The sequence below is a fragment of the uncultured Brachyspira sp. genome (assembly GCF_934747485.1).
GTDB lineage: Bacteria > Spirochaetota > Brachyspiria > Brachyspirales > Brachyspiraceae > Brachyspira.
In genome coordinates, this window is record NZ_CAKVGN010000024.1 from 1 (window position 1) to 14499 (window position 14499).

11 protein-coding genes are annotated in these 14499 nt (G+C 27.5%); 3 read left to right on the forward strand and 8 right to left on the reverse strand.

Features of this window, described 5'->3' with window-relative positions:
* Nucleotides 1–121 precede the first annotated feature (121 nt).
* Both Q0H31_RS05945 and Q0H31_RS05950 read left to right on the forward strand, forming a co-directional pair.
* Nucleotides 122–1309, forward strand: a complete 1188-nt coding sequence (locus Q0H31_RS05945) for a PLP-dependent aminotransferase family protein (protein WP_295296312.1) — start codon at nucleotides 122–124, stop codon at nucleotides 1307–1309.
* Nucleotides 1310–1369: 60 nt separating this feature from the next.
* Nucleotides 1370–2494, forward strand: coding sequence for an aminopeptidase (locus Q0H31_RS05950; RefSeq protein ID WP_295296313.1), 1125 nt, complete (start codon nucleotides 1370–1372; stop codon nucleotides 2492–2494).
* Between the two features lie 86 nt (nucleotides 2495–2580).
* Here Q0H31_RS05950 and Q0H31_RS05955 read toward each other — a convergent pair whose 3' ends face one another.
* From Q0H31_RS05955 to Q0H31_RS05975, 5 genes are all read right to left on the reverse strand, one after another.
* Nucleotides 2581–3150 (reverse strand): adenylate kinase, encoded by a 570-nt coding sequence (locus Q0H31_RS05955; RefSeq protein ID WP_295296314.1) that lies wholly within the window; start codon nucleotides 3148–3150, stop codon nucleotides 2581–2583.
* A 78-nt stretch (nucleotides 3151–3228) separates the two neighbouring features.
* Nucleotides 3229–4824: a hypothetical protein gene (locus tag Q0H31_RS05960; protein ID WP_367117126.1), complete on the reverse strand. Its 1596-nt coding sequence runs from the start codon at nucleotides 4822–4824 to the stop codon at nucleotides 3229–3231.
* Between the two features lie 185 nt (nucleotides 4825–5009).
* Nucleotides 5010–6389, reverse strand: a complete 1380-nt coding sequence (locus Q0H31_RS05965; RefSeq protein ID WP_295296316.1) for a hypothetical protein — start codon at nucleotides 6387–6389, stop codon at nucleotides 5010–5012.
* A gap of 126 nt (nucleotides 6390–6515) precedes the next feature.
* Nucleotides 6516–8363, reverse strand: coding sequence for a 6-hydroxymethylpterin diphosphokinase MptE-like protein (locus tag Q0H31_RS05970; protein WP_295296317.1), 1848 nt, complete (start codon nucleotides 8361–8363; stop codon nucleotides 6516–6518).
* A complete protein-coding gene (locus tag Q0H31_RS05975) occupies nucleotides 8364–9251 on the reverse strand; it encodes a polyprenyl synthetase family protein (protein ID WP_295296318.1) in 888 nt (295 codons plus the stop codon).
* 205 nt (nucleotides 9252–9456) lie between these two features.
* Between Q0H31_RS05975 and Q0H31_RS05980 the strand changes: the two genes are divergently transcribed.
* The gene (locus Q0H31_RS05980; RefSeq protein ID WP_295296319.1) at nucleotides 9457–11298 is read left to right on the forward strand and encodes a GerMN domain-containing protein; all 1842 of its coding nucleotides are present in this window, start codon (nucleotides 9457–9459) and stop codon (nucleotides 11296–11298) included.
* Nucleotides 11299–11310: 12 nt separating this feature from the next.
* Here the strand turns inward: Q0H31_RS05980 and Q0H31_RS05985 are convergent, their stop codons facing one another.
* The 3 genes from Q0H31_RS05985 to yidC form a co-directional block, all read right to left on the reverse strand.
* Nucleotides 11311–11655 carry a hypothetical protein gene (locus tag Q0H31_RS05985; RefSeq protein ID WP_295296320.1) on the reverse strand — a complete coding sequence of 115 codons (345 nt, stop codon included), beginning with the start codon at nucleotides 11653–11655 and terminating at the stop codon, nucleotides 11311–11313.
* 235 nt (nucleotides 11656–11890) lie between these two features.
* Nucleotides 11891–12595: an RNA-binding cell elongation regulator Jag/EloR gene (gene jag, locus Q0H31_RS05990; RefSeq protein ID WP_295296321.1), complete on the reverse strand. Its 705-nt coding sequence runs from the start codon at nucleotides 12593–12595 to the stop codon at nucleotides 11891–11893.
* A gap of 26 nt (nucleotides 12596–12621) precedes the next feature.
* Nucleotides 12622–14478, reverse strand: coding sequence for a membrane protein insertase YidC (gene yidC, locus Q0H31_RS05995; protein WP_295296322.1), 1857 nt, complete (start codon nucleotides 14476–14478; stop codon nucleotides 12622–12624).
* Between the last annotated feature and the right edge of the window lie 21 nt (nucleotides 14479–14499).

Consider the following 14499-nt stretch of genomic DNA (forward strand, 5'->3'; position numbering starts at 1 on the left):
AATTATGATACACCTATGCTATACTTTAAGAAATTAAGGAATTCCTAACTGCAATATGTCTGGCTCCTGTGCATTTTCTAAAATATTTACAAAAAACTTCTATATATTATTGGAGACTTATATGAATTTTAAAATTTCTAAAATGATGGCTAAAAAGGACTTTCAAAAAGAGTTTTCTGATTTTATGTTAAAGGCTGTTTCTATTCCCAATGTCATTAGTTTTGCAGGCGGTATGCCTAACCCTATTTCTTTTCCATACAAAGAATTAAAAAAAGCATACTCTAATATAATGGATAATCATTATAAAACAGCATTGCAATATGCAAACACTCAAGGATATATTGAATTAAGAAAAATAATAGCACAAAGATACAAAACCAAAGAAAATATTAATTTAGAGGCAGACGATATATTAATAATTAACGGGGCACAGCAAGGTTTTGATATAATATCTGCTGTTATGTTAAATGATAATGATGATGTTATAGTGGAAGCTCCTACTTTCTTGGCAGCAATTCAAACATTTAATTTATATAATGCAAAAATACATAGTGTAGAAATAAGCGATAAAGGAATTAATTTAGATGAATTAAAAAACATACTAAAAAAATATAAATCAAAATTATTTTATACTATTCCAAACTTTCAAAATCCAACAGGACTAACTTACAATAATGCAACAAGAAAAATTATAGCAGATATGATAAAAAAGACTAACACAATGCTTATAGAAGATAATCCATATGGTGCTTTAAGATTTAAAGGTGAAAATCAAGAATCATTTTTTAACTATCTAAACGAACAAGTTATATTGATGGGCTCTTTTTCAAAAACAATTTCACCGGGCATAAGAGTTGGTTGGTTGGCATCAGCAAATAAAGAGTTCATGAAAAAAGCTATAGAATACAAACAAATACTCGATGTTCACACAAGCATGCCTGACCAAATGGCTATTGCTCAATATATAAACAATACTAACTTTGACAAACATATAGAAAAAATAAGAAAACTCTATCATAAGCAATGCAATGCCATGATAAACGCTATAGAAAAATATTTTCCAAAGGAAGTTAAATATACAAAACCAGAAGGAGGAATGTTTATATGGGTAGAGCTTCCAAAAAATATTAAATCTGTAGAATTGGCAAATGAGACTATAAAAAGAAATGTAGCAATATCTCCGGGAGACCCTTTTTATAATAAAAAAAGAAATGTCAGCACTTTTAGATTAAGTTATTCAAATTGTTCTGTAGAAAATATTGATAAGGGCATGAAAATAATATGCGATACAATAAAAAATATGATATAATAATAATTAATAATACAAAACTTAATAAAAACAATTAATAAAAATATATAGGAGTAAAATATGAAAGACATAAGAATAGAAAAATTAGCTTACAATTTGGTAAACTATTCATGCAAATTAAAAAAAGGTGAGAATGTATTGATAAAGGTTTATGGTGAGGGAGAAGAGAGAGATTTAGTGATGGCTATAATACAAGAGGTTTATAAAGTTGGGGGAAATCCTTTTGTATGGAATCAAGACCCGCAGATAATGAGAGAACTGTTAAAAAAATGTAATGATGAGCAGATAAAGATTTGGGCTGAGTCTGATTTAATGCTAATGAAAAAAATGGACGCTTATATTGGAATTTCAGGCGGAAGCAATAGTGCTGAAAATTCATCAGTAAAAGAAGAAAATTATAAAATATACGAAAAGCTTTATTTAGACCCTGTACATATGGACCAAAGAATAAAAAATACAAAATGGGTTGTATTAAACTACCCTACTGCTTCTATGGCACAGCAGGCTTCTATGAGTACAGATGAGTTTGAAGATTTTTATTTTAAGGTTTGTAATTTAGATTATTCAAAGATGGATAAAGCTATGGATAATTTGGTTAGTCTTATGAATAAAACAGATAAAGTTAAAATTATAGGAGAGGGTACTAATTTAACTTTTTCTATAAAAGATATACCGGCTATAAAATGTGCAGGTGTAATAAACATACCAGATGGAGAAATATTTACTGCCCCTGTAAAAAATTCGGTTAACGGTGTTTTGTCATACAATACCCCTTCATTATACAGTGATGGATTTACTTACGAAAATATAAAATTAGAATTCAAAGATGGAAAAATAATAAATGCTTCTTCTAATGATGATAAAAGAATAAATAAAATATTTGATACAGATGAAGGAGCAAGATACATCGGCGAGTTTGCTATTGGTGTTAATCCATACATTACTAAGCCTATGAAAAAGATTTTATTCGATGAAAAGATTATGGGAAGTTTCCATTTCACTCCTGGTGCTTGTTATGATGAAGCATCTAATGGAAATAAATCTGCTATACACTGGGATTTAGTTTGCATACAAACCAAAGAATACGGCGGAGGTGAAATATATTTTGATGATGTATTAATTAGAAAAGACGGCATATTCGTTATAGATGAACTTAAATGTTTAAATCCTGAAAACTTGATGTAATTCTTTTAATAAAATCATAAAAATCATATAAAAAACAAGGGGCTCATTTTAAGCCCCTTATTTTATAACTTTAATATTACAAAATTTTATTTTTTTATCTTATCAAGCCCATTTTTTATCTTTTTATAAATATCTTCTGGCGTTTCATTCTCAAAACTTTCAACTTCTACTATATAAACCTTATCTTTATAATATTCCAATACAGGCTTGCTTTGACTTTCAAAAACCTTTATTCTATTTTTTATAGTCTCTTCATTATCATCAGAACGGCCTCTATTTAAAAGTCTTTTTATGATAATATCTTCAGCAACATTAAGATTAATTACAGCATCAATCTTATAATTTAATTTCTCTAATAATTTATCTAACTCTTTAGCCTGTTCCATAGTTCTTGGATATCCGTCAAGCATAAAACCATTTTTACAATCATCTTTTTTAAGTCTATCAAAAAGCATATCTATAACCAAACTGTCAGGCACTAATTCTCCCTTATCCATATACATTTTAGCAGTCTTACCAAGCTCAGTACCGTTTGCAATATTTTCTCTAAACATGTCTCCAGTAGAAATGTGTGATATAGAATATTCTTTTTCTATTAGTTCAGACTGAGTACCCTTGCCTGAACCGGGTGCACCTATAAAAATAATATTAATCATAATTTTTATCTCCTAATTTGTATATTATTATAAATAGTATAATCAATAATAAAACATTGTCAAATAAATTATAAAAAATCACCACCGATAAGTATATGCAATATTAGCTCCTCCATACCCGCCGGAAAAAGTAAGCTCTTCTACAGCAAAGTTACTTTCATTAACCCAAAGCATATAATATATTCCTGCAGTTAAAGCAAAAACTCCCGTAGCCACTAAACCTCCTACATATACATTAAAAGCAGTATTATATTTAGTTAAATCTACAGCCGGTCTATTTTGAGCATTTTGATATTTATCATAATAATTAATCATAGTATAATCAAGTATTTCATTAGCATATATATAAGCACCAACAGAAAAAATTGTACTTGCTATAGTGAGTCCTAAAAATATTTTTGTGTTTCTTTCATAATTTTTAAATACTATATCTACCCAAGTAGGCTCATAAAAACGCTTCATATTTGGCGTTAAATCCAAATAATTTGTGCTTTCTACTGTAAAAGTACCATAATAATCTATATAATTAGTATTTGTAATCTTTATAGAATAAGTGCCAAACCCAAAATCTTCATATATAAAATTACTAGGTTTCCTTTTTATTCCATTAATAACAACAGAGCTCTCTTTTCCGCCCGGTATATTGATTTTTACTTTTGCCGTATTAGTCATTTCAATCATGCTGAAATTAAGCATTATATCTTCATCTGTTCTCTCAAAAGAAAGCATTGTATCTATTGTTTCATACAAATCTTTTTTAATTGTAAATCTATGAGAATTAGTGGTTAAAGTAGGTAAATATAAAGTATCTCCGCTAATTCCAATTAATGCATTATCAACATACACAAATGCCCCCTTAGGCTCTACATTAATTGCTACAGTACCAGTCTTATCTATATAACTAATCCTATTTGCTATATCTAAGGCATAAATCGGAATCTGTTCATCTATTTTTGCTTCTGATATTTCTATGCTATAACTGTCTATTTTTCTCTCTTTAACATATGCTATAGAAGTTATTACATTAATATTTGGTCTTCTATATTCAATACTTCCAAATATAACAATATCCGCATCTCTTTTAAATATCTCTTTTTTTATATCATCTCCAGTATATTCATAAAAATATCCACTAAGCTCTATATTCTGTATAAAATCATTGGTATTTTTTACTATAACATTACTTCCATTATAGTTAATAATAACTTCCTCTTCTTCATTCAATTGAAAATATTTTGTTTCTGGAGTTATAAGTGTAACATTGCTTCTTAATCCGCCCCAGTTGGTATAGTAGTAATATTCATAATTTGTAACAATTGCATTATTACTAGAAGATTCTGTGGCAGTATAGGTAATATTTGTAAATTGGAATATTTTTCTCTCATAGGCTCTTTCAAAATCTATTGGAGTTAATTTCACATTAGTTGCCGATTGAAGCCTAATGGTTTTATTATATTCTAATTGATTTGCTATTGCATCTGCTATTGCCATAGTTAAATAATTATAGTTAGTATTATCACTTAAATTTGTATATATAAATATTTCTATCTTTGCTCTATCTGATGCTGTATAATATGGACGCACTTCTTCCACAGTAATAGGCCTGCCTCCAAAAGAATAGAGCAAATTAGATATTAGAACAATTAATATTATAATATAATACTTTATTTGCATAGCTCATTTAATATAATTTAATAAATACAATTTTATACTAAAAAACTTCTTTTATCAATATGTATATAAAAATATAATTGTTTAGAAGACATACGTAGTATTTTTAGAAATAGAATAAAATCACAATATAAAAATATACAAAAAAAGCTGCCCTAAGTATTTAGAACAGCTTTTAATCTTCTTTTTTATCTCATCACAGTATCATAATAATTAACTATATACCAATATTCACCCATCTGCCTTAATATAAATATTCTTTTTACAGTAGGGTCATAAACATCACCGGTATTTATGTTAAAGAATCTATTATACATTGTAACTTCAACTTGGGCTCTTTTAAGTCCATACTCTTCTGTGATAGTAACTTTATCTATATTATAATTTAATAAAGTATATATTGTACCTGCATCATATTCTTTACTCATCATATCCAAAACCATGGTATAATGATTTTTTAATGCAGTATCTTTAGTAGACACTATGTTTCTTCTTAACTCTGTCATAAATTGATTTCTAAGATTTCTATCATAAGCAGAAGCCAAGTATTTTTTAAACTCATCAAACAAAGCTTTTTTCTCTTCAGGCAAAGAAGTTCTATAAAGAATATCAAATCTTATAGCAAGTTCTCTTATATTACTTGACTTATAAGCATTTTCCAAATTATTTAAGAAATTATTTCCAAAATTAGTTCTTATCATATTAGCACTAACAGTATCAGAGAATTGTTCTTTCAAGAAATTTTCAAAACTTAATCTGGAAGCTTTTTGATATATTCCAGTATCAGTAAAATCCTCAAGATAAGTGTTGCTATAGTTTTTTCTATAAGCCTCACTATACCTTTGACTTATGCTAATAATAGAAGGCATGTGCATATAATTAAAATAATTACTCCACTCTTTTCTTTTCATAGCATCTAAAGTATATGTAACAACTTCATCAGGATAATATACAGGCAAAGTAGAAGCATTATTAGTAGAAGCTCTAGCAACAACGATATTATTTGTAGCTTGAGCTGATGCTGTTCTTACAGGTTCATCAATAAAGAAATAAGCATCATCTGCTCTAATAATATATTTTTCAGTTAAATCAGGCATAGGGTTAAAAGTGGCCTCTATTCTATATCTTCCAGACTTTGTAAAATAAAACCAATTATTCAAATCTATAAAAAATGAATAGCTCTCACCTTCTCTTAATGTAATTATTCTATCTTTTGAATTATCTACAGTTTTTTCATTTTGATATTTCCATAAAGTATAATTATCTGATGAAACAACTTTATTATTATAATTATCATAAACTGTGAACTTATAGTTATTGAAAGGATTAATAGAATTAGTAAAACTTATTTCTCCTTTCTGAGCATATATTTTTATTTCCATAGTTATAGGTTCATTTAATCTATATCTATTTAAATCAAAGTTCATACTAATATTAAAAGAATTAGGAGCCACTATTTCATCATTAGGATATATTCTCTCAACTTCATTTAATACTATCTCATCTAAAAAATTATCCTGAGCAAAAAGTATAGAAAAACTAAATATAAAAAGTATTATATATTTCATACAACATTACCTTAAAAAATACTACTATAATAGTTTATCGACAAAAGCCGAAATAACATAAGAAAAATTATATGCCTATTACTATATAAATATAATAAATATTATAAAGTTTTATTTAGAAAAAATTTATAGTTCTTTATTTATCTTTATCAAAGCCCTGCTTATTATATAATGATTATAATCAATACTGTCTTTCATAGCTTCATAAAGCTTAAAAGACCCCACTATAGATTTATCATAATCGCTATCTTCGAACTCAAAACCCTCTGTAATGGATTTTATAACCATCTGCATGGTAACACCCAAAAATTCATTGATTTTGCTTATATTAAGTATCTTTATGTCGGATTCGCTTAATTTCTCTAAAAGTTTGTCTACTTTTCTGTGCCTTTTTAATTCGCTATTAATTTCATCGCATAGCTTAATAGCATTTAATACATAAGGCTTAAGCTCTATTATTTCAGCATCTATTTTCTCTAAACCTGTTTTTATGCTTGACAATATTTCATTTTTTTTATTCAATTCTTCAGAATTTTTATCTATTTCTATGTTAATATTATTAAATTTGTCAAGAAGCTCATCAACTGTAATGTTTTCCATTGCTTTGATTATTACTCCGCCTTCTGTAGCATTATAAAACTTTTTGCCGCTATTTAATTTGCATTGCTCCTCATACCAATTTCTATACATATCAAAACGGGAATCTGTAAACACACTCTCACCATAAATATTTTTCTCTTCTCTTAAATTACCAGAAACAAGCACTTTATATATTCTGCTGTCATAAGAATCAAGCTTTCCTATCTCTGTGAAGAAATTCTCTTCATGATAGCTTCCTTTTATATGAGTTTGATGATTTGGAAAAGATAAATCAAGCCCAAGCATTATTATAGGGTCAGCACCAATTCTAATAGCAAAGTCATAAGCAGCAGTAGAGACACTCCCTCCCATAGTAATATCTCCCCTCTCTCCCAAAGGCTTCATAAAATATTTAGCAAGAGGAAATATAGAATCTAAAAAATATATTGCTCCTTTAAATGACGATATAGCCTCATTATCAACAGAAGATTCTGCTATCAAAACAGTATACTTAAAATTGATGTTTCTAAAATATTTCGAGTTCTTTTTTTGAGGGTCTATAGTTATAACAAAGTGCGGAGATATATTATGACTAGATAATGGCTTCATTGCAGTATCTACAGCTATTATTATTGCCTTATCTTTTAATTCTTTTAACTTTCTAATATTTTTTTCTAATGAAGGACCCGCTGAAACAACTACTGCTGGAACATTTTTATATTTATCAAAAAATCTATTTACTCCATAATGAGTTGCTATCTCTACCACATTTGATGCTATATTATAAGCCCATAATTTATCGAATCTTAAAATTGTATTTATATTGATAGTTTTTTTGTCTATTATAGATAATACTTTTGTTTGATAAAATAAAGCATCATCTGCAAATAAATTGCTGTAAGACCTTGTAATAAAAAATTTTACTTTTTTGGTAGTTTTTAGAGATATAAACTTCTCTATATCTTCAATGTCGTTTCCTCCAATAAAAAATGTAATCTTACTGTCTTCTAATATTTTATCTAACTTAAAATTATCAATAAGCAAATTAAAAAAGCTAATAGAAGGCTCAATTACAACGATATTGATATTAATCTTTTTTATAGCATTGATTAAATAACCGCCCCCAATACCAAATACAAATACCATATCAATATCATCTTCTATTTCTTTAATTAAAGTGTTAGCCTCTTTTACAGGGTCATAAGCACTATGAAGCAAAACACTCTTTCCATTCTTTATAACTTTTGCTGAAAGGTTTTTAGATTTTGTTTCAATAACCTCTAAAGAAATATCATCTTCTTTTTTGGAACTATCAAGTAAATCTAAAAAATTGATAGGATATGCTTTTATATTTTTTTTAATAGCATTTAAATTATTTTCTCTAATTTCTATCATTCACGATTTTCTCTCTACTATATAATTTGCAAGCTCAATTAATATATTTTTTGCTTCATTATCATCGTATATATTTAAATAATCTATAGCCTCTCTTGAAGCCTCTATTGCTTTCTCTTTAGCACCCTCAAGACCAAACTGTTTAACATAAGTAAGCTTACCCTCTTTCTCATCTTTACCCACAGTTTTTCCAAGAGTTTCATTATCAGAAATTACATCAAGTATATCATCTTGTATCTGAAAAGCTAAGCCAATAGCCTCTCCATATTTAGTAATATTTTCCAAATTAATATTTTCTTTCTCTGAAGCAATAGCCCCCACTCTCACAGCTCCCCTAATCATAGCACCTGTTTTCTTAGAGTGAAGTATTTTAAGCATCTCAAAATTAATATCTCTCTCTTCATAATACAAATCTATAAACTGCCCCATAACCATTCCAGAAACACCCGCAGCATAACTTATCTCGTAAAGAAGTTTTCTTAAAGTTTTATCATTAACGTTAGCATTAGATAAAATCTCAAACGAATGAGTAAGAAGTCCGTCCCCAACAAGTATAGCATTAGCCTCTCCATATTTAACATGTGTTGTTGGTTTACCTCTTCTTAAATCATCATTATCCATAGCAGGCAAATCATCATGAACCAAAGAATATGTATGAATAAGCTCTAAAGATACAGCTGGAATAAGTGCCTTTTTATAATCTCCGTTAAATAATTCACAAGCAAGGCAAGTTAAAATTGGTCTTAATCTCTTTCCTCCTGCCTCAAGAGGATATTTAAGCATATCTAAAAAATTATTTTCTAATGAAATATTACTGCTTTTAAAAATATTGTTTATCTCACTGTCAATATCTTTTAATCTTATATTCATGTATTCTTTTAAATTCATTTTATTTATTCCTCATTGCTTTATAATAAAATCATTATATAAAAAGAGCTAAAAATGTAAAGCTAATATCAAACAAAAATATTATATTAAGTTTTAATTGCTAAATAATTATTATCTAATTTAATAACAATATATATAATAAACTTCTAACACAATTTTCTATTTTTTCGATAATGTTAACGATACTAAAAATTGGAGTTTAAAAGTGCCAAGATATGAGCAGTTAAAGGCTAAATCTAAAGGTATATCATATACAAGAAGAATAAGAAATGAAGATAAAGAGTTTAATTTAAAAAAGCCTATAATTATATCGGTTTCATTTATACTACTTGTATCTATACTATTTACTATTATAAAAAAATACTCTCCCATGGTAGATATTGCCATGAAAGATTTTTTTAGCATAAATCATAAAGAAGCATTAACATTAGAAACCACAGGAAGCGAAGAAGAAAATAAAATAAGCTTTTTGGATAATGTGCCTCTATTTAATTTCTTTATAAAGTCTAATACAAATGAAACTTTATCAATTATGGCTTATGAAACTAATTCTATGCTTGAAACTTCTGTAAATACAAATACTACTCAAAATAACTCTACAATTACAAGAGAGTCATTATCTGTATTTTTTAACAATAATAATAATACTGCAGAAGAAAAAGAAGATAATAATATAAAATATAATACAGAAGAACAAAGAGATAATATAGTTAATAATTCAGCTAACTATATAGAAGAAATACTGCAGCAAAATAGAGGTTTAAATAATAATAATAATACAGAAGAGCAAAATAGCTACTTGGAAAAAGTAACAAATACAATAAAAACATCTATAGAAGAAAAAAAAATTGCCAACAATTCAAATAATTCAAGCAACATTTCTTCAAGCATATTTTATGATATCCTCAAACCAAAAGAAAACACCACAGAAGATATAAAAACAATGAAACCGGCAACCACAACATATAGTTCAACTCCTCCAAGCTATATGAGAAACAATAATGAACCTAAAGAAAAATATAATACAAACAACTATAATTATTATTTTAGTGAAGATAAAAAAGAAGAAAATAATTATAATTCTAAAGAAAGAGTAATAACTTCAGTAAATTCTAATAATAATGAGAATAAAAAAGATTCAACTCAAAAAGCACCTGTCAAAAATAACACTCAAAAAGATTATGAGAGACTCGCAGATAGCTTTGTTAATAATAATGCCGCTAAAACAATAAATAATACTGAAGAAACAACCTCAAAAAAAGATTTAATAATAAACTCTCAAACAAGTGTAATGCCAAATAACAGCAGTATAGTAAAAAACAACAATGATTATAATAGAGTAATAAACGACTTGGTTAATCCTAATAATAATGAACGAGTAATAAACAATACTGAAAGAGTAATTAGCGATACTAAAAAAATTAATGATACCGAAAGAATAATTAATAATAATGAGAGAGTAATAAACAATAATCTAACAAGAGAAGAAAATAAAATAATAAGCACAAAAGAAAAAATAGAAAAAAAAGAAATTGTAGAAAAAGCAAAAAAAGATATAGAAAAATATAAAACTTCAAAAGCAAATAACACTGTAAAAAGAGATTATTCTAATGAAAGAAGCCTAAAAAATATAAACAATGAAGGTATATATTTAGTAGAATATGATGAAAATACAGGGTCTATTACATTGATATTTAGAAAGAGAAATATAGAAAATAACAACTCAATAGAAGAAACAATAAAGACTCTATTAGATGGTGCTACAGACAATGAAAATAAAAATAATATAATAAGCTGCATACCTAAAGATACGGAGCTATTAGATATATTTGTAGAAGGTAATACGGTATATTTGAATTTTAATGAAAGCTTTGAATTTAATCCTCTTGGAAATGAAGGCACTATGCTTCAAATATATCAATTAGTTTATACTGCTACACAATTTGAAGGAATAGATAATGTTATATTTCTAATAGACGGAAATTTGAATGAAACTATAGGGGCAGAAGGTGCTATAGAAAATATGCCATTTAAAAGATTTGAATAAAAAATAATATTATTATCTTTTATTACATACAAAACTTTTACCAACAAGGGTAGGATATAATATATTTTTTGTAAACTTAATTGTGAGAGATGAGCCGTCTTCAGAAAAAGTTAAAGAACCCTCTATAAACTTTTGATTTGCTGATTTAGGTATAGAAAAAGTATAATCTAACCCCTTTCCATCAACCTCTGAATATAATAAATAATCAGGCTCCTGTGTATTATTGCTGTTAATAGAAGATGATAATTTATCATATTTTATAGATAACCCCAAATATGCATTTTGAAAATTGGCATCAACACTCGAAGCATCAAAAGTGTCAACTGAAACATAACTGTTTTTATTAAATTGTTCCAATCCTTTTGAATAATCAATACTAAATGCCTCATTACCTGTTTTATCTTTATTGGAACAGCCAATAAGTAAAACAACAAAAATAAAGTATAATAGCTTTTTTTATCATTTTATCTTACCTCCAATAAATCACTCTATGCTAATAATATAACAATTTTAATATTTTACAACAAAATAAAAAGGCCGCATTTTTGTTTATGCAGCCTAATTTTTATTATTATATAAAATTATTTTTTAATTATCTATTTCTATAATAAGGCTTGTTATATCCGCCTTTATCATTATATCTTTTATTATTGTATCCGCCTTTCTTTTTAGAATAAACTCTCACACTTCTATATGGCGGCTCTCCGTCACTTTTAGTTTCTACATCTTGATCGTTTTGTAACTCCAAGTGAATAATTCTTCTTTCATAAGGAGACATAGGTTCAAGTGCAACTGTTCTTCTAGTTCTTTTAGCCTGCTGTGCAGCTTGACGAGCCATATGTTTCAAAGTCTCTTCACGTCTGTCTCTATATCCATCAACATCTAATATAATATGTCTTTCATTATCATCGCCAAATTTCTTAGAAGCTATTAATGATATTATAAACTGTAAAGCCTCTAAAGTATTTCCTTTCTTGCCAATTAAAACTCCAGAATCTTCCGTAGAAATATCTATATATATTCTTTTTTCGGTTTCTTCTCTTACAGTTACTTCTGCATTAATACCCATATATTTTAACACAGTAGTCATAATTTCTTGAAACTCATTCAAATCATTAGCCAATTCTTCATAATAAACTCTTATAATAGTAGGCAAATCCTCTCCCAATCCAAGAATACTCCTTTTACCTTTGTCTATCACCTCTACCCTAACCTGATCCTCTGTAAGATTAAGTTCTGTAAGAGCATTATTAATAGCGTCCCTCTCAGATTTACCACTAAACTCTTTTACTAACATAATTTCCTCCTTAAAAAAAGAATAATCTATTTTCTTTTCTTTTTTGCATTTCCTTTTTTAGTGTATTTCTCTTCAATAACCGTTTCATTATTAGAATCATTTTTATTTAAAAGTTTTGAAGTTATAAACTGCTGAATAACTCCAAAAATATTTTGTGCCGTCCAATATAAAGCTAAACCGCTTGCAAAATTGTAGAACATAAATAACATCATAAGCGGGAAGATAGTAGTCATCATTTTCATCTGCATAGCAGCCTGTCCTGAAGCACCGGCAGAAGAAGAAGGCTGTATCTTCATACTAACATAACTTGTAATAGCCATAAGTATAGGGAATAAATTAAAATTAAAACCACCTAAAATAGGTATAGTTGCTGGAAATACAAATAATTTATCCGGAGAAGACAAATCTGTAATCCATAAGAAAGGAGTATTTCTAAGCTCTACCATAGACTGCATCAAATAGAAAAATGCTATAAGAAGCGGGAAAGGCAAAAGCATAGGCAAACATCCGCCTAAAGGATTAATTTTCTCTTTTTTATAAATATTCATTATTTCAGCATTTAACTTCTCAGGATTATCTTTATACTGTTCTCTAATACGTTCTATTTTAGGATTAACCAATTGCATCTTTCTCATAGATTTGTATGAAGCATGGTTAAGCGGATAAGTAACAATTTTAAATATTAAAGTAAATAATATTATTGCCCAAGCATAACTCTTAGTAAAGCCATACAAAGCATTCAAAATAATATCTAATATATAAGTCAAAGGTCTTAAATTAAGCCCTAAGAAAGATTCTTGAAATATAGATTCATAAGATTCATCAAGATAATATTTAGAGAATATTCTCCTCACCTTTGGTCCCATATAAACAGAATAAGAATCTACAACAGAACTTCCGGACTTTATACTATGTTCAGATATTAAATTAGCAACATGAAAATCATTTCTATATTCATTAGTAACAGGCTTAGAAAAAGTCATAGTCTCAAATTTAGCATTAGACTGTGCTGGGCTAGAGATAATAGCAAAATATCTATTATTCAAAGCAACCCATTTATCCTGCCCTTCATAAATATTATATCTAAGATTATTAGTTTTAGCCCCTCCGCCAAAACCAAATAATTTTGAGAATATATTTTCTTTAACTATATCTCCTGTAAGAAGAACCTTTGATTTACCATTACCCTTTATTAAATACTGTGCCTTTGTGGCATCTTCTCTTACAGAATTTTTATCAGTCCTATAAGGGCCAATACCAGTACCTAAGAAATAAGAATAATACATAGATAAATCTCTCTCACTAAGATTTTCTATAGTTACAGTATTAGTTAATTGATAAGGGTCTTCTCCAAAAGCAAAAGTCTTTTTTATTCTTATAGGGTTACCCTCTATTGCCGCATCTGCTATATAAGTAATAGTATCATTTTCTTTTACAGAATAATAATTAAAAACATTAGGCAAAGCTATAGAGTTTGATAGATTTTGAAAAGTTAAAGTAAAAGGATATATACCTTCATAAACCTGCTCTACCATATCAACTATTTCATTTGTTATTTCAGAATCTTGCTTATAATAATTTTTAAGCTTATAAGAAAACAAAGAACCGTTTTTAAATGTAGCTATAACATAATCATTTTCTAATGTCTGAGCAGTATCATTAGCAGCTAATAAACTATCATTAGTTGTATAATCAATTTTTTGTATTTCTGAAGTATTTAATAATGTGTTTTGATTTTCTATATTATTATTTTGATTTGTATTATTAGTTTGTATATTTTCATTTGGTATTGGGGTAATTGTTTTAGCCTGATAGAACATATACGCAAACAAGATTACTCCCGAGAGAGCAACGGCTAAAATCATTCTCTTGTTATTACTCATAAAACAAAAAAGCTCCTTAAA